This is a genomic window from Halorussus gelatinilyticus, assembly GCF_023238445.1.
GTDB lineage: Archaea > Halobacteriota > Halobacteria > Halobacteriales > Haladaptataceae > Halorussus > Halorussus gelatinilyticus.
Genome location: NZ_CP096658.1, coordinates 1127852 through 1148785 on the forward strand (window position 1 = coordinate 1127852; position 20934 = coordinate 1148785).

Sequence of the window (20934 nt, forward strand, 5' to 3'; positions counted from 1 at the left end):
ATCGGCGTGAACCCTACCTTTCGTGTCCTCAGAGCGGTAGATAGGCAATCAGACTAGGGTGAACGTCGTAGAAACGTCCTTCTACGACATTTATCTGAGCTTGTAGTTGGACATGCTTATTAATAGTCTCTTCAATTTTGTACCATGAGTCAGGAGAGGTGGATTGCCCAACTCGGCCGTCTGTATAAAGAAACCCCGTCTGACAAGGGAGAAGGGTCAAAAGAGTACACGAAACAATTCAACAGAGTTCTCTCTAAACTCCAAGACGAATTCCCCGAAGATGAGTTCGTGCAAAATACCGAAAATATTGAATTGGATAGTGTATGGTCAGAGGATAAGAGGAAAGCAAATCGGAAAATAAGATTGAGATGCGGGCAACTTGCCGATGCACTTGGATACGACCTGTCTGAATCAGAACTGGAGGAATCAAGAGATTTAACCGTCATATCCATTCAATCTGAACAAAATCAAACGGCCGAGCAAGAAGTGAACCAGGAGGTTTCCATCGAGAATGTAATGGAGATGGTGAACTATACGACCCTCGGCGAAGCAAAAAAGGAGGAGCTCCGGAGCATCGTGCAGGATTTCGAGGACGAACTGGAGAAAGACGACCCCGACCCGTCGATACTACGAGAATTCATTGAGAAGGCGAAAGGATATAGTGTGGACGTGTCAGCGAAACTGTCGATGCTCGCACTCCGACACGGTCTGGTAGCCATACTTGGGCTCTAAGTAGCTAGGTGGCCAGCGCGGCTCTCAGAAGTGGTGGCCACATCAAGCTGAGCATAATGCCGACGAACCCCTGCCCAGTCCACACGGCGAAGGCAAGCGGGCCGAAGATGAGTGCCAGCAGGCCTAACAGCGGGAAGATGTACAGCACGTCGGGTACGTCATCACTCATCTACATCACGGGCATCACTACCCTGTCTCAAACCCAAATACGCTTCTTCGAGTTCCGCGATGATGTCGCCCATCGAGTGGTTGGTGTGGTGCGCCAATTGTGCAATCCACATGACGCTGATGACGTAGTAAACCCACGCAGGAAGCGACAGAGCAGGGGTATGAGCAAGTGGGAGCGCGAACACGTTGAGCTTGATGGCGAGGATGATTTTAGCTAGCGTGAACGTGTCTCCGCCGCTTGCGATTAGTGCCAGCAGGTAGGCGACGATGATGTCCGTGATGTTCCGCGAGACGGTCGTGACGATGCGGTTGAGCGTCACTCACCACCACGGGCGTTACTACCCTGCTCGAAGTCCCCGTTGTCCATGTACCGCCAAATGAACTCGAAGAACGATTCGGCTCCGGTCGCAAGCTGTTCGTCCGCCGGGGCGTTGTGAGGCAGGTCGTCGCGGTCGATGTCGAACTCCCAGAGGACACGCTCCGAGTTGTGTCGCGCCTCGATACGGCCCTCGTCGTGGATGGTGATGGCGACAGTCATCGGCGAACACCCGTGTAGTAACGCCGCAGTCCGTAGTCACCGCCAAGCACGAGTAGAGTCGCCGCAAGGAGCCAGACGACCATCATACCCGGCCCCAACCACCACGGGATGATACACCACTCTGTGCAAGTCACCAGGTAGTGGATATTGTCGCCGAGAACCCAAAGGTGCGCTCCTATAGCCGTCGTGCAGACATAGATACGACGGAATCGTTTCGAGTAGATTACTCCGCCAAGGACGATACCTGCGCTGACTCCAATTAGCGTGAGGATTAGGTTCGCTACAATAAACTCGCCCAACCATACCCCAAGGACGCTAATGCCGATGACGAGAGCAACGAGAACGAGCCCGCTACCGAGGATTTCATACGGCTCTTCCTCCATCATGCACCACCAGCGGTGCGCTCGTCGAGGGCTTCGTTAATGTCCTCAACTAGTTGCCGGGCCTCTCCCGGCGACATCTTGAGTTCTCCCTTAATTCCTCCGTAGTGTTCGTGTTCGAGGGAAATCGGGAACTCGTCCTCGTAACCAAGTTCCCAATGGGTTGACCCTGCGGTGACGTGACACTCACCCTCCTCTTTCATGGTGACAGCCCCATTAGCCAGTTCAACGCAGAGTTTCATTCGAGACCACCGTCGCCGAGGACAAACCTACCGTTGACGTAGAGAGCGGTCACTGCCGCGACCTTCTGATGACTCGGGTCTGCTTTCCGCACGATGATGTCGCCGTCGTAGTCGTCTTCGGCGCGGAGGAAATACTGGGTGCCGCGGGTTGTCTCGACTCGCGGGTGGCCGTAGTGGTCACCATCGACGGTCGCCGTGTTCGCACGGTCGTTCCATCGCACCTCATCGCCATCTTCGATGGCGTCTAGGAGTTCACTCATGCGGCATCACCCGCGGGAGCCACGGCCACTTTCAGCCACTCGTCCAACGCTCGCTGTTCATCATCGGCGAAGTTCTCGAACAGACGGGCTTGCCGGGTCATGCGGCATCACCCTCGTTTAGAGTGGCTTCGAGGGCCCAGAGTGGCATTCCGAGTTTGTCGGCAACTACTCCTCTCACAGTCGAGCGGTCTGCTCCGGTATCTTCCTCGACCTCGTCTACGAGTGTCTTGATGTCCCCCCCAGAGAGGGTGAAGGAAAGAGTATCACTCATGCATCACCACCTGCGTTCTTGCGGGAGAACTCGCGGAGGTCGTGAAACTGGCTCGCGGCGAAAACAGTCAATGCGCCACCGGCACAGACAAGAATTGGGTCGGTCGGTTGCTGTGCAATGACGCTGGCTCCGGCCCCAGCAGTCACACAGGATAGCGCGGAACCGATGACTAATCTTGCCCGGTCTGTTGTCGATAGTTCTTCAGTCACCTCCTCGGCATCTTCTGAATCGGTTGCCATAAAATGACAATATACCTATACGTCCATAGGTTTGTTGCTAAAATGAAGAGCATGGGCCGCTCGCGGTCAGAAATCGAAGTCGTCCTCTACACCGAGGTCGCGCGCCACGGCCTCCACGTCTTCGGGTTCGACGATGGGGGCGTCTACATCGGGGTCGTGGGTCATCTCGTCGGCGATTTCGTCGATGGACTGTTCACCGCGCTCGCGCTCTAACTTCTGCCAGAGTGCCTGTGTCAGGTTGCTTGTCATTGCACCTGGATGTCTCTCGTCGGGGGTTATTGGCGTTACTTCGAGTTGAAAAGAAGGGGTTGAGCGTGGTCAGTCAATGATTTCTGCGTCGTATTCGCACGCCCCTGGTTCGGGCAGGGCGTCAAACCGATAACCGCTGTCGATGATGATTTGCCAGAGTTCGGCGTTCTCGCGGTCTAAAAATGCCACTTCGCGCTCCAGTAGGTCAAGGCGCTCGCGCACCGGGAGATGTTCGTTAGTCGCTTCGTCGCCGATGTCGTCGATATGGACTTCGTCCATTCATGTCATACTATTTCCATTTCCTATTGGTGTTGCCTCGCACGGTTCTGAAGGTGCCCCCGCATGCGGGGGTTGTCGGTGGGACGTTTGACCACCATCCCACACGGGCCCGCCCCAACGTGTCCGTCACCACCTGTCTTCGGGGGGCAGGAACACCATTAGGGTCGCATCATAGTCGTGTCACTATGACAGACTTGGACGACAAAGACATCGACTTCCTCCGTGCTGTTACTCGGTTCGGTGGCGAGAACGTGGACACGACGACGATTCGGCGCGAGACAGGGATGACACGCAACACGGTTCGCTACCGTTTCGGCAAGCTCGACGACGAGGACATCATCGACGTTGGACGTGCAGAATCGTGGACTGGGTCTGGGAGCGCGCCCCGGACGGCCACGCTGACCGATGCCGGTCGGCAAGTCCTCGCGCGGGTTGGCGACGATGACGACGGTGCGGATGACGAGAATATCACCGATGAGGAACGCTTTGAGCGCATCGAGGAGCGATTAGACCGCATCGAAGCAAGGGTTGACATCGCCACAGGCACTCTCGGCGACCTCGAAGGCCAACACAACCAGATGACTGGCTGGATGGGCCTAGCCGAGGTCTATATGCGTGCCACCCGCAGAACATTCAACAACGAGTTCGACGACATTGACTTCGAGCAGACGATGCGCGAGGTCGACCCCGAGACCGACACCGAGTAACCTCAATTATCCCGTATTTGAGCTAGCTGAAGGCTCATACGCACGTTTCGGTTCCAATGTCCGTTTTGCCGATTTCAGGCGAAAACAATGTCCGCTTCCCGATTCGGAATCGCCATGCGGCGTCGAGCGGACAAGCGGACAGGCGGCGGCACCCCCTACCAAAGGCGGGCGTGGGTGCGCATGCATGCGCGAGGGGAGGTGGCCGGTCACTCGTCGGTGAGCAGGCCGAGGTCGGCGAGCTTGTCCTCATGGTCGCGCTTCGCCCGGCGAACTGCCTTACCATCCTCGTATCCGTACAGGCTCGCAATCTCTGGCTGTGTCATCCCGTGTTCGTCCTTCGTGGCTTCGAGAATCGCCATCATCTCCCGATTATGTTGGCGTGCGAGGTCATCAAGGTCGGCCTGTGTCGGCAGTTCTTCCTCGTCCTCATCGTCGAAGACGAAGTCACCCTCGTCGTACGTGCTGTAGTCGTCGTAGTTCGTCGGCGGGATGCCCGAGAGTGACATCATCTCGTTGATGCCCTGACGGTCTTTCACGTCCTGCCAGAAGACTGCCTTCTTCTGACTCTGCTTCTCGATGAATACGGTGCAGAGAGCGCGGAGGGAGGCATCAATGTCCTTACCGTCCTGGCCAATCAGGATGATGTTAGCGTTGCTCTTGCGGGCGAGCTTGAGGAGCTTAGCCAATTGCTTAGCGCGGTGCTGGTCGGCTCCAGACCCACTGAAAATCTGGGCGGCCTCGTCGATGACGATGACGAACGGGTCAAGCGACTCGCCTGCTTGGATGCGCTCCCGGCGCTCCTCCAATTGCTCAACAATGCGGCTGTAGTGGTCAATCTCTTCGTCGAGGTCGTCCGACGAGACGTTCGCCGCCATATACACGCTGTCACGGCCGTAGATGGAAGCGAACACCTCCAGCAGGAGGAACGCAAAGTCGGTCTTTCCAGACCCCATGATGCCATACACATAGCCGATGAACACGGGGATGTTCTCTATCATCGACTGGAGCGACATTAGCACCTTCATCCCGCTCACGTCCTTTTTGTAGCTAACGAGTCCACTGAAGAACGACAACTGGGAGATGTTGCCCGCGGCCAGAGCGTCTGTGCCAGTATGCGTCCCGTGGTCTTTCACGATGGAGCGAGCGACTCCCGTGTCCTCAAATGTCCGCTCGGCGTCGTCCGTCAAGGGCTCATAGTGGCGTTCACAGAACGCCAGTACGTCGCGGAGTTGTCGGTCTTGCACGATGCCCGTCCACGGGTGGGCGTCAGGCTCGTCGTCCTGGTTCGGCAGGTTTCCGTGGACGTATTCTCTGAATTCCGATTCTACTGCTTTCTGCTGTTCTGACTCGCTCTCACTCATTCTCACCACCTTGGTTGATTGTCACGCTCAGTCGCTCGCTGTCGAACGGGTTCTCGTGGTCAATGTCCTCCGAGTGGTCGCGGCGGCCCTCGACGATGTCGTCTATCTCTGCCTCGCCGGTCGCGGCGCGCACATCGTCCCGTAGGGACGTTTCGCCAGGCACACGCTCGCCTTCGAGGACGTGGATGAGGTAGGTCGCACGCTTGCCGACCGCGCCCTCAACGATGTCGGAGAAGTTGCGCCGGAGGCGTTCGTGCCACTCGCGCTCAACGCTCGCCTCGTGCTTGAGATATTCCATCCCCTCTCGCATTTCCCGCCTGATTTCGGTGCCGCTGACGCCACCGTAATAGCTACAATACGCCGTGTTAGTGTCCGCATCGTAGTGTTCGCATTCCCAACCCGTACGGGTTCCGCGGCGAGTACCGATGTTAATTCGGTGCAGATAGTCCTTGTCTCTATCAAGCTCTTGGAGTTCGCCGTTCTCGTCCTTGACGATGGCTTTCACCGTCAAATCTTCCCACGCTTTCGGCGGGAGTTTCTGCGTCTCGGTGTCACCGTTAGCAGGGTCTAGGACGTTAAGTAACTCGTTCCGTCGCGCGCCAATCCACTGGCGGAGATATTCCGCAGGCACCAGTAATAGCATGATGAGGTAGCCGAACTGAACCGTGTATGGCTTGATTTCAGGCGGCACGCCTGTCTCGATTCCGATTAGGTGCAAGAAGCCAAGGGCAACCGTGGCAAACATCCCGATTGCGATGCTGTAGACAACGACGACGTAGATGAGCAGACGCCACGCTTTGACGATACCAGTCTTCGCCCAATTCGCCAACTCTTTGATGGATTCGACATAGCTCATGGAAATCACTTAATGGGGTTCTTCGGTTTGGTTGCACCCCGAGCTAGGAGCAATTGAAGGCCGGTCATCATGACCAAGACGACTGCCCCACCTCCGACTGTCATCCCTAAGGAGTGCCCTGCATCGGGGGCCCAGTTGATGGAACTGCCCTCGCCAATCCAGAAATACAGCCTACCCGCGGCGTCGACCGTCAGCGCGGGCGTCTCAGGGTTATGAAGCGGAACTCGCAACGTGTTCTCTCCCTTGGAGAGTTCGTAGCGATAACGCTCCATTTCGCCCTCTGTCTGGCGTGACGAATCCGTGATGACGACCTGCTCACCACCATCTTCACTCGACACCTTCACGACGGCTTCGCCGTCGTCGTTGGTCTCGATAGAGTTCAATCGAATCCCTTCGCCGTGATAAAACAAGGTCGACGCATCGCCGTTACTTGAGTCGTCATCGGGCCCGTCAGCGGTATCACTGCTGTCCGTGTTCTCGATGCACTCTTCATATTCTTCGTTGGTCAACGCATCTGCACAGTCGTCTGCCGACTGCGCGGACGCACTATACGCCATATACCCAAAGACTGCCGCCGAAACAAGTGCGGCGATGGCCAGCACCCGCACGAGGAATCCTATTGGTATGATTTTGAAGATGAGCCAGAACATCATTCACCACCCGCGAGTGCGGCGAATAGCGCAATGATTAATCCAGCCCCCGGCACGAGGAACGCCCAGCGCGGAATGTCGTTGAAGACTGCCCCTGCGCCGCCGAGCCCGAACAGGTCGCTGACGTTGATTTCAGGATTCTGCGTCGCCGCTTCACGGGCGTTATTGGCCTGCTCCACGTCCTCCTCGTATTGATTCGGGTCGCGCGGACTGAAGGTGTACGTCTCGGGGGTCATCGTGTCCTTCTCGACACGCTCACCATCCTCGTACGAGTACAGCGCCTTGACCTCGAACACGCCCTCAAGCTCCGCTGTGTCACCAGACGGAGTCGTCATCAAGACCGCCCCATCCGACCCAGTAAGGTTGTCGACGACGTACGCCTCGCCGGAGTTGACCGATACTTCGTCAGGGGTGTCGAGGAGCAGGTTACCGTCGATTTTCTGTCCGTCCATCCCGTCGATTTCAGACTTGCTCGTGGCATTGGGGTACTCGACGACAGTCGCGGTACCCTTCAGGTCGGTCTCAAAGCCCAGTTGCGAGGCTGAGAGAGCCGTAAGACTTGCGTTTCCTTCCTCGTACGAGTATTCTTCCCACAGGCGAGAGGTTGCGACTACGTCGGCCGCAGGGAGTGAACCGCGCGCATAATTCTGGTCGATTTGGTCAACCCAACTGTCGACCTCGCCCGCAAGGTTCTGCGCCGCGCTACGGATGTTCGACACGGCCGACCTGCGGCGTTGAAGGTCGAGGAAACCGTAGAGGTCAGACCCGTCAGGGTCAGTCACCCCCCAGCGTTGGGGCATTCCACCAGTGTACGAGTCAGTCTCTACCTGGATGCTGGTAAAATCGTCATTGGCCGAGTCGTAGTAGTAGTGACCGCCCCCGAAACCACTCCCTTGCATGAAGGTATAGTCACCCCAACCAGCGGCCGCCTCCATCGTCTCGCCGTTGATTGTCTCATAATCGATGTAGATGATGTCGTCGGTGCTGGTGACTGGGTCATCCCCGTAGTAGTCACTGAACGGACGGAGGACGTCATCAGAATTGGACACATCGTACCCTGACACATCCCCTACCGGGTGTCCACCAACCCAGTCGAATTCAGACGAATCAACTCCTGTATTGTACGTATAGTAGAAGTTGAATATCTGACCAGCACTATCGGCGTGCCCGTACGAGTGAACGTGGTTGAACATCTCGATTAACTGCACCACGTCGGTCGTCTGGTTATCGACGATTTGCTGTTCGAGGTCAGCGTAGTCGTCCCGGATGTTCGCCTCCATCTCGGCCTTCAGGTCGGGAATGGACGGGGCGTCATCTGACGTGTCATTGAATCCTCGGACGAACTCAAGGACAGCATCCTGCCAAATCCAGTTCGAAGAGCGGTTGGCAACAAGGTTCTCAAATTCCTGCTCTGCCTCTGCGGACGAATCCAGACCGCGCGCCGCCGACCGGATATTGCGGTGCGTCTGAGTCAGCGTCTCATCCTCACTGTCGCCGTCTAGACCGCCCGAGACATACCAGTGGACGGCGGCTCCTGCGGCCGCCGCGACCGCCGCCCCAGCAATGACTCCAGCCAGTGCATCCGCCCGACCAATAGGGGAATACCGGGGCGCGACGTGGTTAACCGCGGCGGGCCCGCCAGCGGCCATCGCCGTGGCCATCGCACCCGTCTTCAGAACGTCCCGGCGCGACATACTCGGCCCGCTCGGGACATCGTCTCGTGCCTGTGCAACCGTATCGTAAAGCTTCGAATCGTCTCCCATTGTTGTACTGAAAGATGTGTGTCGTGTTTACTCGGTCACCTCCGTCTGTGCCTCTAGCTCCTGCTCCAACTCTTGCCGTCCCTTTTGGAACTCGCCCTGCGCCTCACCGACCGACCGCGCCAGCTTCGGAATTTTGTTAGCGCCAAACAGCAGGACGCCAATGCCCGCAATCACCATCATCTCCATTCCGCCCGGAATCATGGGTCGGCACCCGCCAGAGCGGCGAACATGAGGAGGACGACGAGCAGGCCGCCACCGACGAACACGTAGGTAGTCGTGTCACCATTGTCGCCGACCCAGCCTCCACCGCCAGAGGTGTCCTCCGAGAGGACGACCTCGAACTCGGTGTCGTTCTCGGTCACTTCGATTTCGTCGTCCACGGAGATGTCGCCATCAGGGCCCGTGACCGTCACGTTGTGCGTGCCTTCCGCGATGCCGGTGAAGGCCGCCGAGCCGTTCTCGTCGGTCGTCGCCGACTCGTTCAGGTCGGGGAATTCAACCGATGCGTTCTCGACCGCGATGCCGGTCGAGTCAACCACGTTGACAGTGATGTCGTGCGCTGGCGAGAGCGTCACGTTGTGCGTCTGAGCCGCCCCGGACACAGCGAAGCTACCATTCGTCGAGTCGAATCCATCCGCGGTGATGTCGAAGCTGTAGTTGCCGTCCGCAAGCGTGGCGACCGCGCTACCGTTATCGTCAGTCGTCAGCGTGGCAACCGTCGTCCCGGTGGAGTCGTCCGTGACATCGACCGTGGCGTTAGCGACGGCCGAGCCGTTGGCGTCAGTCACGTCGAACGTCTGCTCATAGGTCGATTCTTCGACCGTTACAGTCATCGTGTCCGTGTCGCTCGCTCCGTCAGGGTCAGTCACCGTGAGTTCGACCGTGTACGTGCCCGTCGACGAGAACGAATGGGTCGGCGAGACGCCCGTTGCGTCCTCTGTGCCGTCACCGTCGAAGTCCCACGAGTACGAGAGCGTGTCTCCGTCGGAATCGGTCGACCCGCTTCCGTCGAACGCCACGGAGTCGCCCTGGAGGGCGGTCTGGTTGGGGCCAGCGTCCGCGGTCGGCGCGGTGTTGGAATCCAAATAACTGACGGATTCGATTGTGGTGTCGCCGCTGACCTCCATCATCCCGACTCGGAGGTCACCGCTCCAACTTTCGTTGCTCGGCGAGTCGCCGGAGAAGTGGAGCGAGTCGGCAACATCAATCGTTATCGTGCCGTTAGAGTCGATTTGGCTGGCGTTGAACACGTGGTCAGCCGACGTGTTCAACGGAGTTTCGAGATAAACCCGTACCTCCGCTCCAGACGACATGTTGCGGGTCTCAATCCGCACCTTGTCCACGGCTTCTGTGTTACTGATGTTGACATAAGGCGACGAAGATGCACTGTCGGACAGTTCAAGGCCTCCATCGCCAGTTGTACTGGCGTTGGTGCCGAGCGTCCAGTCGCTGAAGTCGTCACCATCTTGCCAAACTGTGGTTGTGACCGTCGCGGCGACCGCTAAGCCCGATACGACGAGCATGGCCGCCATCACAAGGACTCCGAACCGCTTGATGTGTTGTGTTCCGTTCATGAATTTCACCTTGAAATGTTCAGTTGAAGTAGCCCGCGGCCTTGTTGCCAATCGGCGCACCACCCTGAAGGAATAGCCCGAGACCAATCGCGGTCGCGCCTGCCTCCGGGACGTGGTTAGCTAGCGATGCGCCGAAAATCAGCATCAGACCAAATGCCGTGGTTGATGCCGAATTCGCAAATTTCGAAACTTCGCCGATGTCAAGTCTGTCACTCATGTTACGTCACTAATAACTAGTTCAGCCCCTATAGGTATTCCCCACAGTAATAAATATTTAAATAGAGAACAACCACCGCGCATAATTCGCACAGAAACACGGTCAGAATCAACGCCAGCACGAGACAAGGGGCAGAACCCAGAGAATTAACTCGCGGCGTTCTGCGAGTGCTTCACGTCCATGATGGCGTCGAAGACGCCAAACCCGCGCGGGTCTCGGAGCGCATCACGGTCAACGAGCGTCTTGTCGTGTGCGCCATGACGAAACGGCCGCCCCTCCCGGTCGACCTTGTCCGCGGTCGCCAACCCAACAACACCAAACTCAGGCGGCCCGTCAGCGTCGACCTGTCGCGCCTCGACCAGCAAATAGATGTCTGCCCCGACCCCGTCGCCGCGCTCCCGGACAAGCAGGTCTGGGTTCGAGAAGCGTTCGCCGTAGCGCAATTTAACGTCAATAGAGACGCCATAGGCGTCAATGTCACATGATGCATCTTCATCGTCCGTGACACGGCGATGGACAACATCGTGGCCCTCCAGCCAGTCCGATGCGACCTGCTCAGCGACCGCGCCAAAAAACACGTCACGTCGCCATTCATCACGGTCGCGGACGCCCCCATCGGCATCGAAATCCCACTTGCAGTTTTCCATCCACGTCATCGCGCGGGCATATTGGTCGTGTGTCGGTCGGCGTGTGTTAGTTGTCTTCATCTTCAGTCAAACATATTATATGAACCCCTATATGTCTATTTCTAGCACGAAAACGGTTCGCCACCGTGAGGTGGCGGAAGACAACCTAACACGTCCAGTTCTACTGGACGAAGGGTTATATGGTTGCCACGACCAAATAACTATCGGTAATCAAACACGAGGACAAGAAGGAGTCCGGGTGCGAGTCAGCGACGTTCCGCTAGTCCAGAGGGCGAGTGGGCCCAACTGTCCCACGCTTGCGCTTCGGCGGCCTCCAAGCGGTCGCGGTCGTCAAGGCGGTCGCGGAGCGTCACCCAGCCATCCATCTGCGCGACGATGTCCTCAACGTCTTCGTCCACATCAGTCATCGCGCATTACCATCCAAGTCACTAACAGGTCGTCGTTCCTGCGATGGGTGCAAATTGCTGGGGCCGCGGTGGATGTCCATCACCCGGTCGTTCGACGACGCAGGCGTTGAGTGGATGCTGTCCAGCAACTCCTGCTCGCCCTCGGTCTGGCCGACCCAAACTAGGTGGACGCACTGTGCATCAGATGATGTGTTTTGGTTGTCTGTCATCATATTTGTGTTATCGTGCTGACCTTATTGGTGCTCTCCAACCACGACCCAGACCCATTCCGCGCTTCGCGCGGAGATGCCACTCACGTTGTGGCGCATTCGAGCCCAAGTCGATAGCGGGCGACCACCGACAGCGTCTATGAAAAAACAACAAGCGATACCCGTTTAAGCGTGCTTCTTATCGGTTAATTCTCGAACCCTGCGTCTAGCAGTTCGTCATCCTCGTCACTATCAACTGGCGTTGCCGCGAACACTTCGTCAGTCCCCTTCTCGCCATCATCGTCACCGCTCGTCGCGCTGGCAGTATCGTCATTACCAGACTTAGCCAGGTTCTCAAGTGCCGCTTCAACTCCCGACCTGTCTGCCTTATCAGTCGACGGCATAGCTTTCTCCGTGTTCTTGATGACAGGGCCATAAGTCTCAACCAAGTGCGGAGTACAGCGGCCGAGGACTTTCCGAATTACGTCCTTCCGTGCAGATATGTTGTCCGGGCCCGTGAACGACCGGGACGTGTTGCGGACAACGTAACGGGTAGCCGCTTCAAGCACCTGGGTTTGCGCCTCCACAGTTTGTGCAATATCCAGTTCGGCAAGCCGCTCAGGGTGGGTCTCCTCCTCGTCCCACTCACGGATTTTCCCATCCACCTGCTCGTCGTCGACCCCCTTCTCGACGGCATCCTCGGAATTGATGGCCGCATCGACCGCATCGGCAAGGTCACCCACGGGATACAACGACGTGTCGCCGTCACGAACCCACGCACCGAAGCGGGTCATCCGGTCATCGTCGACTGCATCCCATCCGCGCCGGGCCGCGGTGGCGATTGCTTGGAGGTCGGCGACCCGTTCCGCGCGAGAGTCCCAAGGCGACGCCAGCAGTTGCACGAGGCTATCGGCGACCAAGTCACCCAGACCGCGCCCCTCGGGCGTGTGTGCAGGCAGAAGATAGATGTTGCATTGCGGCTTGCGGAAGTGCGGAGGATGCTGGACAACGTCTTCGTCATCATCCTGTTCGCGCTCAAACATTTGGCGCACATAGTGCGCCCACCGCGCCTCGGTCTCGACCGCATAATACTCGGAAAGGGAGAGGAGTTCGGCGCGCACATCGACATCAAGCATCCGGTCGAGGTCGTCCAGCACGGATTCTTCGACCGCGGTGAGGTTGTCCTCGATGTCCTCGTAGGCGTCGACATCGCGGAGGTCGGCGAGGATGGCTTCGTTGGCGACTTGGCCTCGGGTCAGCGCACCGTCATCGCCCGATAGGATGGCAACTGTCACATGCGCCCAGTAATTCATCGTAGGTCGCTTCTTGTCTCCGGGTTCGTTCAATCGGAGAGTCGACGACACGGAATCGGTCGGCGGGGATTGTGTCATACACAGACAATTACCCCATACCCCTATAGCTTTGTTTGTACCTCGAAGGCACAATTACAGCCCCAACAACGTGCTAATATTTGCCAAGGTTGTGGGTTAATATCAATCATAGAGAGGGACGAGGCACCCGGTCGAGGGTGCCGAACGGGCGGTCGGCGCAATATATTTTTTTAGACGAAATGAGTAGGTGGGGCTGAGCGTGGCGAACGGGCCCTGTGACGAGCGTGCCGATATTGACCGTTTGACGAGTGCCAGCGCGGCGAGTGTGACGAGGTGGCCGCCGCGGCGGCGCAGTACGTGGTACTAATTGTACCACGCACTATACAGTAGTGCGTTGTACGTTGTGCCACGTACTGTACAATTAGATGTACGTGGTTGTACGTAATTGTAGTGCTAACGGTACAGTTATCCAAATGCTGTTTCAGCCAAGTTCAAGGGTCGTCAGCTATCGTTACGGCTCTTTGTCTGAATCGTCCAATATCGGCACTCTCAGCGGAGGAGGTCATCGGCACTCGTAACCCCACTCACTCATCTCCTCTGAAAAAAAATATTTTCAGCGTCACGGCCAGCGTGGTCACCGCATCGTCACGCTGTGGGTGCGGCCACACTCGCACTTCGTCACGTTGCCGGGAGCGGATAGTGCGTGGTCGACTCGGCGACCGCATCGGCATTGGGTCGTGGCCGTCCCGCGGTCGTCCTCTAGGTCGATTCGGACGCTCATGGTTCATTTCACCATTTAGACAGAGATATTAAATGTGTTTTCCCCCTCTGGGCCGTCAGATGTTGTCAAGGAATCCTCGTCGTTGCTCCATCTTCTCTCGCTCGCTACGACCGTCATAGTGCTTCTCCAACACACTCTCGCTCACTTGCGCTCTGTCACTAACGATTTCGCGGGGCACGTCGGCGTTCAAGTGCGTCGTTATCGCCCCTCGCCTGACGCTGTGGGGGCCCGTCGTGCTTGGGCACTCGTACGAGTAGTTGTCGTTCGTGGCGGCCTTGCAGTCGTCTTGGTCGCGGTCGTGTGGGCACCCGTCACCCCACCAGCACGGTCTCGTCAACCTGTAAATCCACCCGCGGATGGTGTTGGCCGCCATCCGCCCGTGCTTCGTGGCCAACAGGGGCTTGCGGCCGTACTCGTCGGTCACGTTGGGTCGGGTTTCGGCGATGTAATCGTCGATGATGGCACAGGTCTCGGGGCGCAATGCGACCATCCGCTCGCCGTTCGACCCGTTTTTCAGTCTCGTGTCGGTGTCCGGTCGGTGGACGAATTCGACGTACTCGTCTTGAGGGCCGTAATCCGCGAGGTCAAGTGAGCGGAGCGCACCCGTTCGAGCTCCGGTGCTCCAAGCGAGAACGAACAGCATGTGGGGTTTGGAGGCGTAGCTGTAGCGGTCGAGGCGGGTCAGTATGGCTTCTGCTTGTTCTGCTGTGACGATGTGGTCGCGCACGTTCTCATCGCCCTTCAGGGTGGGCGACTCGGCGCTCTCGTGGATGTCGCTCTGAGCGTAGTTGAGTCGTTCGAGGTATTCGAGGAATCCCCTGAGGCAGTCCATATTCGACTTCAGAGTTGGCTTCGCTAACTCGCCGTCGCAGTCAGCGCCCTCGTCTCTCCGCCACGCTTTGAAGTCGTGGATGTCGCGCGGTGTGATGTCCGATATGTCGTCGATGTCGTTCTGGTCGCACCAGTCGAGGAAGTAGTTAAGTCTGTACTCGTAACTGCTGAGCGACTCTGGCGATAATTCGGTTTCGCGGTGTTCGAGGTAGATGGTCAGTGCTTGTTCTGGTGATTCCGAGTTCATGGATTCGGTGACCTCCGAACCGCCCAGACATATCCGACGGTCGTGGCCGAGCAGGCCCGCAGGGTCTGCGCGGAAGGGAGACGCCGCGAGTTTGTTTCGCGGCTTCGACTGGCGTGCGAATCCCATCGTGCCCGTAATCTCCTCGCGACGTGCAGTCGAACCGGAGCCGACGACTCCGGGGATTCTTCGTTTCGCGGTCGGACTGCCAGCGGTGAGAGAAAGCCTAGACGCGCTCGTTCAGAAGAGGTCGCCGACATCGTTGATGTCCGAGCGACAGAAGGGACACCGATAGTTCGTCTGGAAATCGTTGCGTTGGGCAACGGTTCGGGTTTCGAGTTCGTGCATTGCGATACTGCGACCACAGTCGGGACACGCTACCTTCGTCACGGGCATGAGTCTATAGCCCAAACACTTAAATTGCAGTGTAAGGTCAGTAGAGAAATCTTACGGCCGAGACGAACGAAAATCCGCGGCCGGATTGACGTGCTGGCAAAGGAGTTGAAATAAATTTCCGCATCCCGGACTAGCCGTCGAATCGGAGATTGTTACCGCTCCGCACACGAAAATCGACGGTTTCGTTCCGAAGTCGCGCGGTCGCCCCGAGAAGTTCCACGGAACGGCCGCTCGCTCACTCGTAAAATCTGCACCAAAAGGAGAGCGCTCAGTCCTCGAAACCGTCCTCGAACCGGAAGGTGTCAGTTCGACCTTTTTCCGCGTCGGGTGTCCTCGGGTGCGAACAGAGTTCGCACTCTGCGGGCACCACCCCTCGAAAAACGTCGATGAAAAAGGTCGCTCACTCCGTTCGCTCGCGGTCGATTATCCTTCGAAACCGTCCTCGAACCGGAACGTGCCGTTACGCTGGACGATTTCCCCGTCCACCTCGATGTAGGAGTCCTCGGCCATGTCCACGATCATGTCCACGTGGACCGCGCTCTCGTTGCCGGTCTCGCCCTCGGGCAGGCACTCGTCGTAGGCCCGTCCGACCGCGAGGTGGATGGTGTCGCCCATCTTCTCGTCGAAGAGCATGTTGTAGGTGAACCGGTCGATGTCGCGGTTCATCCCGATGCCGAGTTCGCCGAGTCGCTTCGCCCCCTCGTCGGTGTCGAGAATCTGGCCCAGCACGTCCTCGTTCTTGCTGGCTCCGTACTCCACGACCTCGCCGTCCTCGAACCGGAGGTAGCCGTCGTTGACCTCGTGGCCCTCGTGGACGAGGGGCTTGTCGAACAGCACTTCGCCCTCCACCGAGTCGGCGACCGGCGCGGTGAACACCTCGCCGCCGGGTAGGTTGTTCTTCGCGTGGTCGTTGATGGTGGTCATCCCCTCGATGCTCATCCGGAGGTCGGTCGAGTCCCCCGAGACGACGTGGACCTCCTCGCCGGCGTCCAGAATCTCGACCATGCGTTGCTGGTGGGCCTTCTGCTCGGACCAGTCCTTGCCGATGGCCGACCAGACGAACTCCTCGTACTCCTCGGTGCTCATCTCGGCGTTCTGGGCGTCGGCGGGCGCGGGGTACTGGGTCAGTACCCACGTCGTGTCGAGAATCTCCTCGCGGACGGGCAGTTGGGCCTTCCGGAAGGCCGACATGGTGTCGCTGTCCACCGCGCTCATCTCGGCGACGTTGTCGTGGGCGCGGACGTGAATCCACACGTCGGCGGCCTCCGCCAGCGCGAGTTCGTGGTCGGGCGTGTCGAGGTCCTCGGGCGCGACGGCTTCGAGGAACGCCGCGCGCGTCCGGTCCTTGCGGAACGAGACGTGGAACGGGAACGCACCGCGTTCGCCGATGGTCTCACAGAGCGCGAGCGTCAGGTCCTCGGCCGCGGAAGAGGCGCTGACGACGACGTTGTCACCGGCCTCGATTTCGGTGGAGTGATCGACGACTGTCTCGGCGTGATCTCTGACTCGGGGGTCCATACCGAGAGATGACGGGGAAAGGCGCAAACCGCTTTCGGTCCGGAACAGCGAGGCGGTCGCCGCCGTCCTGCCGCCCCGACGCGGCGGAGGCCGAATCGCCGCCACCGAGGGGTATTTGACTCGCCGCGAGCAAGACGCTCCCATGATAGACCTGCGGAGCGACACCGTGACGAAACCCGACGAGGAGATGCGCGAGGCGGCCCGCGACGCCGACGTGGGCGACGACGTGTACGGCGAGGACCCGACCGTTAACCGGTTAGAGGCCGAGGCCGCCGACCTCGTGGGCATGGAGGACGCCCTCTACGTCCCGACCGGGACGATGGGCAACCAAGTCGCGGTCCGGACCCACACCGAGCGCGGCCAGGAGGTGCTGACCGAGCGAGAGAGCCACGTCGTCAAGTGGGAACTCGGCGGGATGGCCCAGCTCTCGACCCTACAGGTCCGGACCCTCGACGGCGGCGAGCGCGGGGTGCCGACCCCCGAGCAGGTCCGCGAGGAGTACGTCGAGGAGGACCTCCACCGGCCCGGAACCGGTCTGCTGACGCTCGAAAACACCCACAACAGCAAGGGCGGCGTCGCCATCGCGCCGGAGAAGATAGACGCCGCGGCCGAGGCCGCCCACGACCGCGGGGTTCCGGTCCACTTAGACGGCGCGCGAGTGATGAACGCCGCAGTTGCCCACGACGTACCCCCGGAACGGATGACCGAGAGCGTCGATTCGGTGATGTTCTGCCTCTCGAAAGGACTCGGCGCGCCGGTCGGGTCGATACTGGCCGGGAGCGAGGAGTTCGTCGCCCGCGCCCGACGCAACCGCAAACTGTTCGGCGGCGGGATGCGGCAGGCCGGAGTAATCGCAGGACCGGGCCGACTCGCACTCGAAAACGTCGAGCGACTCGCCGAGGACCACGAGAACGCCCGCACGCTGGCCGAGCAGTTGGCGAGTGTCGAGGGCCTGACCGTGCAGGACCCCGAGACGAACATCGTCCTCGTGGACACCGAGGGCACGGGCCACGAAGCGGACGCGTTCCTCGACTCGTGCGAGGAGATGGACGTGCTGGGGACCCAGTTCGACACGCACGTCGCGCGGTTCTGCACGCACTGGGACGCGGACCGCGACGACGTTGAGACGGCGGCCGAGCGCGTCGGCCAAGCGGTCGAAAATCTGGACTGAGCGCGGTGCGAGGTCGCTCTCCGTCCTCGCGGCAACGATTATCGACGGCCGTTCTGGACGCCCTCGCGGAATCCGGTGACGGTTCGCCGGAGGAACAGGTACATGTAGAGGACGAACCCGAGCAGGATGACGAGGAAGCCGACGACGAGTGGATTATTAAAGATGAAACTGAGGTCCATGTCTGAGACATTCGGTCGCGGCCTCAAATTCGTTTCGACGTTCCCTACTCTCGCAGGGAACAAAGTTCTTGAGACGGGGGTGTCAACTGCGACCTATGGCTGACCTGCTGCCCTCCACCTCGGACGCGACCGCCCCCCAATCCGCCGAACCGCGGGTCATCGGCGTCGATAGCGACGACGCCGAGGAGTTGCTCGGCGCGCTCTCCTCGGGGACCGCACGAGAACTGCTGGCCGCCCTCCACGAGGACCCCGCGACGCCCTCGGACCTCGCCGAGACCATCGACACGTCGCTCCAGAACGCCCAGTACCACCTCAAGAAACTGGAGAACGCGGACGTGATTCAGGTCGTGGACACCGTCTACTCGGAGAAGGGCCGCGAGATGAAGGTGTACGCGCCCGCCGACCAACCACTGGTCGTCTTCGCGGGCGACGAGGAGAAGACGACCGGACTGAAGTCCGCGCTCTCGCGCTTGCTCGGCGCGTTCGGCGCGCTCGGCCTCCTCAGCGTCGCCATACAGGAGTTCTACGGCGACGGCGTCGGCGCGCTGCTGGGCGGCACGGGCGGCGACGCGATGTCCGAGACGGGCGGCGGAGGCGGCGGTGGGATGACGGTCCAGTCCACCGACACCGCCGGGCAGGCCGCCGACGCCGCGGCGAACGCCCTCCCGCCGGGACTGGTCTTCTTCGCCGGGGGCGCGCTGGTCCTCGCGCTCGGGTTCGCGTGGTGGTACTACTCGAACAGCGGCGAGTAAGTCGCTCTCCGGGCTGAATTGCCGGAAATAGCCGATAACTAAAACGCGCATTTGAGCTTACACGAAGTATTTGGTAAACCGGAGTGTAGGGAGAAGTGTACCGCCCCGCTTCGGCCCTCCACCATCGCGGGAGTCCGCGTCCCTGTGCCCCGTGGGTTCCCGCCCCCGACTGCGCTCCACCGACTCCGTTACGGACTCCGGTTCCCTCCACGGTTCCGGTGTGCTCCGCGGTACCCCTGCCCGGTCCCGGTACCCCTGCCCGGTCCCCGATGCCCTCTACGGTCCCCGGTGCCCTCTACTGCCCGCGGTGCGCCGCCGCATCGCGGTCCGCCGGTGCCTTCCATCACGCCCTCCACCGCCACCGAATCGCCGCGGAGGACGGGCGGGGCGGTCGTCCGATACCTCGCCTTCTTACTCGATTTCGAACGTCTCCACGACAGAGCCGTCTCGGTGTCGAATCTCGCCGACGAGCCTCGCGTCGGTTCGCTCCTCGCCGTCCGCTACCCGGAGTTCCGCGTGGGTCGGAGTCCCGCCGCGCGGGTCGGCGTGACTGCCGGGATTGAGCAGGAGGACGTCCTCGGCGTCGGTGGCCGCGTGACGGTGCGAGTGGCCGAACACCACCGCGTCGGCGGCCTGCTGGCGGCCCAGTAGCGAGAGACCGGTCGCGCCCCGGTCGTCGCCGTGGGTCAGGACGAACCTGACGCCCTCGATTTCGAAGGTGCGCTCGGGCGGGAGTCGGTCGCGGACCTCGGGCGTGGCGTTGTTGCCGTAGACGGCGTAGAGTCGGTCCGCGACCGCCTCGAAGGCGTCGAGCGCGGCCGCGTTCACGAAGTCCCCGGCGTGGACGACCGCGTCGCTCTCCTCGACCGCTCGCTTCGCGCGGCCTTCGAGTTCGTTGCCCGACCGACTGTGAGTGTCCGAGAGGACGGTAATCATGACTCGACGTAGGAGCGGCGGGTTCCTGAGCGTTTCCGTCCGGGTTGCAATCACTTTCTTGTCCGGCGAGAGAGAAGGCTACGCCAATGGCCGAAAGCAAATCCGTCGTTATCGCCGCGCTCATCGCCAACGGGGTGATAGCCGTGCTGAAGTTCCTCGGCTTCCTGCTGACCGGGAGCGCGGCGATGCTCTCGGAGACGTACCACTCCATCTCGGACACCGGCAATCAGGTGTTCCTACTCATCGGTATCCGATACAGCAGCAAGGAGGCGAGTCGGGCCCACCCGTTCGGCTACGGGAAGGCGCAGTTCTTCTACAGCTTTCTGGTGAGCGTCCTGCTGTTCGGCATCGCCGGGTGGGAGTCGGCCAAGCACGGGTACGACGCCATCATGCATCCCCACGTCCCCGAACAGGGCGCGGCCACGTTACTCGGATACACGTTCCCCGGCGTCTGGGTCAACTACGGCGTGCTCATCGCGGCGATTCTGTTCGAGGGCTGGGCGTTGAAGAAGGCGTACGCCGGCATGAAGAAGGACATCGAGCAGCACGACTGGAGCGGTCTGGTGGAGGCGTTCAAGAAGACCACCAACGTGACGACGCTGACCGCGTTCACCGAGGACACCATCGCGCTCGCCGGCGCGGGCATCGCGCTGGTGGGAATCTACCTCTCCAGAGTCACCGGGAACCCGATTTACGACGCGGTGTCCGCGCTGCTCATCGGAATCATGCTGATGGGATTCGCGGTGGCGCTCGCGTGGGAGAACAAGCGCCTCCTGCTAGGCGAGAGTCTGCCGGAGTCCGAGGAGGAGCGACTCCGGAGCGTCATCGAGGGATGGGACGGCGTGGTGAACATCGTGGACTTCCGGACCGTGGTCTTCGGGCCGGAGGACGCGATTCTCACCGCCGACATCGCCTTCGAGAAGGGCATCGCTACGGCCGAGATGGACCAGAAAATCACCGACCTGGAGGACGCGCTGATGGAGCAGAACGGGAGCGTGTCGAAAGTGTACATCGAACCCGAGACGCGGTGGCGGAGTCAGCAGGAGGCGGCGGAGTAGTTGCGCGTC

General features: G+C 59.9%; 28 protein-coding genes and 1 pseudogene. 5 read left to right on the forward strand and 24 right to left on the reverse strand.

The genetic code is table 11. The features are described from left to right. Positions 1–144: 144 nt before the first annotated feature. Positions 145–732, forward strand: coding sequence for a hypothetical protein (locus M0R88_RS05925; RefSeq protein WP_248656035.1), 588 nt, complete (start codon positions 145–147; stop codon positions 730–732). 4 nt (positions 733–736) lie between these two features. On the opposite strand, the gene M0R88_RS05930 is transcribed toward M0R88_RS05925, so the two are convergent. From M0R88_RS05930 to M0R88_RS05975, 10 genes are all read right to left on the reverse strand, one after another. Beyond that, a complete protein-coding gene (locus M0R88_RS05930) occupies positions 737–901 on the reverse strand; it encodes a hypothetical protein (RefSeq protein WP_248656036.1) in 165 nt (54 codons plus the stop codon). Beyond that, on the reverse strand, positions 894–1220 hold the full coding sequence (locus M0R88_RS05935) for a hypothetical protein (RefSeq protein ID WP_248656037.1): 327 nt from the start codon (positions 1218–1220) through the stop codon (positions 894–896). The genes M0R88_RS05930 and M0R88_RS05935 overlap by 8 nt, the downstream gene beginning before the upstream one ends. Then, entirely contained in the window at positions 1217–1438 is a 222-nt protein-coding gene (locus tag M0R88_RS05940) for a hypothetical protein (protein WP_248656038.1), read from the reverse strand. The genes M0R88_RS05935 and M0R88_RS05940 overlap by 4 nt, the downstream gene beginning before the upstream one ends. After that, positions 1435–1824, reverse strand: coding sequence for a hypothetical protein (locus M0R88_RS05945; RefSeq protein WP_248656039.1), 390 nt, complete (start codon positions 1822–1824; stop codon positions 1435–1437). The genes M0R88_RS05940 and M0R88_RS05945 overlap by 4 nt, the downstream gene beginning before the upstream one ends. Beyond that, complete coding sequence (locus M0R88_RS05950; protein WP_248656040.1) at positions 1821–2060, reverse strand: hypothetical protein; 240 nt, start codon at positions 2058–2060, stop codon at positions 1821–1823. The genes M0R88_RS05945 and M0R88_RS05950 overlap by 4 nt, the downstream gene beginning before the upstream one ends. Then, complete coding sequence (locus M0R88_RS05955; protein WP_248656041.1) at positions 2057–2320, reverse strand: hypothetical protein; 264 nt, start codon at positions 2318–2320, stop codon at positions 2057–2059. Before M0R88_RS05955 ends, M0R88_RS05950 begins: the two co-directional genes overlap by 4 nt. A 97-nt stretch (positions 2321–2417) precedes the next feature. After that, a complete protein-coding gene (locus tag M0R88_RS05960) occupies positions 2418–2591 on the reverse strand; it encodes a hypothetical protein (protein ID WP_248656042.1) in 174 nt (57 codons plus the stop codon). Next, positions 2588–2830 carry a hypothetical protein gene (locus tag M0R88_RS05965; RefSeq protein WP_248656043.1) on the reverse strand — a complete coding sequence of 81 codons (243 nt, stop codon included), beginning with the start codon at positions 2828–2830 and terminating at the stop codon, positions 2588–2590. The genes M0R88_RS05960 and M0R88_RS05965 overlap by 4 nt, the downstream gene beginning before the upstream one ends. Before the next feature lie 66 nt (positions 2831–2896). Further along, positions 2897–3079, reverse strand: coding sequence for a hypothetical protein (locus M0R88_RS05970; protein WP_248656044.1), 183 nt, complete (start codon positions 3077–3079; stop codon positions 2897–2899). 69 nt (positions 3080–3148) lie between these two features. Continuing rightward, the gene (locus tag M0R88_RS05975) at positions 3149–3358 is read right to left on the reverse strand and encodes a hypothetical protein (RefSeq protein WP_248656045.1); all 210 of its coding nucleotides are present in this window, start codon (positions 3356–3358) and stop codon (positions 3149–3151) included. A gap of 185 nt (positions 3359–3543) precedes the next feature. Between M0R88_RS05975 and M0R88_RS05980 the strand changes: the two genes are divergently transcribed. Further along, positions 3544–4065 (forward strand): hypothetical protein, encoded by a 522-nt coding sequence (locus M0R88_RS05980; protein ID WP_248656046.1) that lies wholly within the window; start codon positions 3544–3546, stop codon positions 4063–4065. Positions 4066–4271: 206 nt separating this feature from the next. On the opposite strand, the gene M0R88_RS05985 is transcribed toward M0R88_RS05980, so the two are convergent. From M0R88_RS05985 to M0R88_RS06040, 12 genes and pseudogenes are all read right to left on the reverse strand, one after another. Further along, entirely contained in the window at positions 4272–5426 is a 1155-nt protein-coding gene (locus tag M0R88_RS05985; RefSeq protein WP_248656047.1) for a zonular occludens toxin domain-containing protein, read from the reverse strand. After that, positions 5419–6282: a hypothetical protein gene (locus M0R88_RS05990; RefSeq protein WP_248656048.1), complete on the reverse strand. Its 864-nt coding sequence runs from the start codon at positions 6280–6282 to the stop codon at positions 5419–5421. The genes M0R88_RS05985 and M0R88_RS05990 overlap by 8 nt, the downstream gene beginning before the upstream one ends. Before the next feature lie 5 nt (positions 6283–6287). Next, positions 6288–6935: a DUF8063 family protein gene (locus M0R88_RS05995; RefSeq protein WP_248656049.1), complete on the reverse strand. Its 648-nt coding sequence runs from the start codon at positions 6933–6935 to the stop codon at positions 6288–6290. Beyond that, positions 6932–8695: an Env/VP5 family phage fusion protein gene (locus M0R88_RS06000; RefSeq protein WP_248656050.1), complete on the reverse strand. Its 1764-nt coding sequence runs from the start codon at positions 8693–8695 to the stop codon at positions 6932–6934. Before M0R88_RS06000 ends, M0R88_RS05995 begins: the two co-directional genes overlap by 4 nt. Before the next feature lie 39 nt (positions 8696–8734). Further along, positions 8735–8893: pseudogene (locus M0R88_RS06005) on the reverse strand (twin-arginine translocase TatA/TatE family subunit); the annotation flags it as partial. Beyond that, positions 8893–10269 carry a PKD domain-containing protein gene (locus M0R88_RS06010; RefSeq protein ID WP_248656762.1) on the reverse strand — a complete coding sequence of 459 codons (1377 nt, stop codon included), beginning with the start codon at positions 10267–10269 and terminating at the stop codon, positions 8893–8895. The gene M0R88_RS06010 and the pseudogene M0R88_RS06005, both read right to left, overlap by 1 nt. Before the next feature lie 19 nt (positions 10270–10288). Next, on the reverse strand, positions 10289–10486 hold the full coding sequence (locus M0R88_RS06015) for a hypothetical protein (protein WP_248656051.1): 198 nt from the start codon (positions 10484–10486) through the stop codon (positions 10289–10291). A gap of 146 nt (positions 10487–10632) precedes the next feature. Then, positions 10633–11193 carry an RpnC/YadD family protein gene (locus M0R88_RS06020; protein WP_248656052.1) on the reverse strand — a complete coding sequence of 187 codons (561 nt, stop codon included), beginning with the start codon at positions 11191–11193 and terminating at the stop codon, positions 10633–10635. 185 nt (positions 11194–11378) lie between these two features. Next, complete coding sequence (locus M0R88_RS06025; protein WP_248656053.1) at positions 11379–11540, reverse strand: hypothetical protein; 162 nt, start codon at positions 11538–11540, stop codon at positions 11379–11381. A gap of 394 nt (positions 11541–11934) precedes the next feature. Continuing rightward, positions 11935–13119 (reverse strand): hypothetical protein, encoded by a 1185-nt coding sequence (locus M0R88_RS06030; protein ID WP_248656054.1) that lies wholly within the window; start codon positions 13117–13119, stop codon positions 11935–11937. Positions 13120–13895: 776 nt separating this feature from the next. Further along, positions 13896–15044, reverse strand: coding sequence for a tyrosine-type recombinase/integrase (locus M0R88_RS06035; RefSeq protein ID WP_248656055.1), 1149 nt, complete (start codon positions 15042–15044; stop codon positions 13896–13898). Between the two features lie 690 nt (positions 15045–15734). After that, a complete protein-coding gene (locus tag M0R88_RS06040; protein WP_248656056.1) occupies positions 15735–16829 on the reverse strand; it encodes an aminopeptidase in 1095 nt (364 codons plus the stop codon). A 142-nt stretch (positions 16830–16971) separates the two neighbouring features. On the opposite strand from M0R88_RS06040, the gene M0R88_RS06045 reads away from it, so the two are divergent. Continuing rightward, entirely contained in the window at positions 16972–18000 is a 1029-nt protein-coding gene (locus M0R88_RS06045; protein ID WP_248656057.1) for a threonine aldolase family protein, read from the forward strand. Positions 18001–18038: 38 nt separating this feature from the next. Here M0R88_RS06045 and M0R88_RS06050 read toward each other — a convergent pair whose 3' ends face one another. Further along, positions 18039–18179: a DUF7859 family protein gene (locus M0R88_RS06050; RefSeq protein ID WP_248656058.1), complete on the reverse strand. Its 141-nt coding sequence runs from the start codon at positions 18177–18179 to the stop codon at positions 18039–18041. Between the two features lie 95 nt (positions 18180–18274). On the opposite strand from M0R88_RS06050, the gene M0R88_RS06055 reads away from it, so the two are divergent. Further along, complete coding sequence (locus M0R88_RS06055; RefSeq protein WP_248656059.1) at positions 18275–18931, forward strand: ArsR/SmtB family transcription factor; 657 nt, start codon at positions 18275–18277, stop codon at positions 18929–18931. 411 nt (positions 18932–19342) lie between these two features. Here the strand turns inward: M0R88_RS06055 and M0R88_RS06060 are convergent, their stop codons facing one another. Next, positions 19343–19867, reverse strand: coding sequence for a metallophosphoesterase (locus M0R88_RS06060; RefSeq protein ID WP_248656060.1), 525 nt, complete (start codon positions 19865–19867; stop codon positions 19343–19345). A gap of 86 nt (positions 19868–19953) precedes the next feature. Between M0R88_RS06060 and M0R88_RS06065 the strand changes: the two genes are divergently transcribed. Then, on the forward strand, positions 19954–20925 hold the full coding sequence (locus M0R88_RS06065) for a cation diffusion facilitator family transporter (protein WP_248656061.1): 972 nt from the start codon (positions 19954–19956) through the stop codon (positions 20923–20925). Positions 20926–20934 lie beyond the last annotated feature (9 nt).

Coding starts and splice junctions, on each gene's coding strand:
- M0R88_RS05925 (WP_248656035.1), top strand. CDS start 145: ATGAGTCAGGAGAGGTGGATTGCCCAACTCGGCCGTCTGTATAAAGAA.
- M0R88_RS05930 (WP_248656036.1), bottom strand. CDS start 901: ATGAGTGATGACGTACCCGACGTGCTGTACATCTTCCCGCTGTTAGGC.
- M0R88_RS05940 (WP_248656038.1), bottom strand. CDS start 1,438: ATGACTGTCGCCATCACCATCCACGACGAGGGCCGTATCGAGGCGCGA.
- M0R88_RS05945 (WP_248656039.1), bottom strand. CDS start 1,824: ATGATGGAGGAAGAGCCGTATGAAATCCTCGGTAGCGGGCTCGTTCTC.
- M0R88_RS05950 (WP_248656040.1), bottom strand. CDS start 2,060: ATGAAACTCTGCGTTGAACTGGCTAATGGGGCTGTCACCATGAAAGAG.
- M0R88_RS05955 (WP_248656041.1), bottom strand. CDS start 2,320: ATGAGTGAACTCCTAGACGCCATCGAAGATGGCGATGAGGTGCGATGG.
- M0R88_RS05960 (WP_248656042.1), bottom strand. CDS start 2,591: ATGAGTGATACTCTTTCCTTCACCCTCTCTGGGGGGGACATCAAGACA.
- M0R88_RS05965 (WP_248656043.1), bottom strand. CDS start 2,830: ATGGCAACCGATTCAGAAGATGCCGAGGAGGTGACTGAAGAACTATCG.
- M0R88_RS05970 (WP_248656044.1), bottom strand. CDS start 3,079: ATGACAAGCAACCTGACACAGGCACTCTGGCAGAAGTTAGAGCGCGAG.
- M0R88_RS05975 (WP_248656045.1), bottom strand. CDS start 3,358: ATGGACGAAGTCCATATCGACGACATCGGCGACGAAGCGACTAACGAA.
- M0R88_RS05980 (WP_248656046.1), top strand. CDS start 3,544: ATGACAGACTTGGACGACAAAGACATCGACTTCCTCCGTGCTGTTACT.
- M0R88_RS05985 (WP_248656047.1), bottom strand. CDS start 5,426: ATGAGTGAGAGCGAGTCAGAACAGCAGAAAGCAGTAGAATCGGAATTC.
- M0R88_RS05990 (WP_248656048.1), bottom strand. CDS start 6,282: ATGAGCTATGTCGAATCCATCAAAGAGTTGGCGAATTGGGCGAAGACT.
- M0R88_RS05995 (WP_248656049.1), bottom strand. CDS start 6,935: ATGATGTTCTGGCTCATCTTCAAAATCATACCAATAGGATTCCTCGTG.
- M0R88_RS06000 (WP_248656050.1), bottom strand. CDS start 8,695: ATGGGAGACGATTCGAAGCTTTACGATACGGTTGCACAGGCACGAGAC.
- M0R88_RS06010 (WP_248656762.1), bottom strand. CDS start 10,269: ATGAACGGAACACAACACATCAAGCGGTTCGGAGTCCTTGTGATGGCG.
- M0R88_RS06015 (WP_248656051.1), bottom strand. CDS start 10,486: ATGAGTGACAGACTTGACATCGGCGAAGTTTCGAAATTTGCGAATTCG.
- M0R88_RS06020 (WP_248656052.1), bottom strand. CDS start 11,193: ATGAAGACAACTAACACACGCCGACCGACACACGACCAATATGCCCGC.
- M0R88_RS06025 (WP_248656053.1), bottom strand. CDS start 11,540: ATGACTGATGTGGACGAAGACGTTGAGGACATCGTCGCGCAGATGGAT.
- M0R88_RS06030 (WP_248656054.1), bottom strand. CDS start 13,119: ATGACACAATCCCCGCCGACCGATTCCGTGTCGTCGACTCTCCGATTG.
- M0R88_RS06035 (WP_248656055.1), bottom strand. CDS start 15,044: ATGGGATTCGCACGCCAGTCGAAGCCGCGAAACAAACTCGCGGCGTCT.
- M0R88_RS06040 (WP_248656056.1), bottom strand. CDS start 16,829: ATGGACCCCCGAGTCAGAGATCACGCCGAGACAGTCGTCGATCACTCC.
- M0R88_RS06045 (WP_248656057.1), top strand. CDS start 16,972: ATGATAGACCTGCGGAGCGACACCGTGACGAAACCCGACGAGGAGATG.
- M0R88_RS06050 (WP_248656058.1), bottom strand. CDS start 18,179: ATGGACCTCAGTTTCATCTTTAATAATCCACTCGTCGTCGGCTTCCTC.
- M0R88_RS06055 (WP_248656059.1), top strand. CDS start 18,275: ATGGCTGACCTGCTGCCCTCCACCTCGGACGCGACCGCCCCCCAATCC.
- M0R88_RS06060 (WP_248656060.1), bottom strand. CDS start 19,867: ATGATTACCGTCCTCTCGGACACTCACAGTCGGTCGGGCAACGAACTC.
- M0R88_RS06065 (WP_248656061.1), top strand. CDS start 19,954: ATGGCCGAAAGCAAATCCGTCGTTATCGCCGCGCTCATCGCCAACGGG.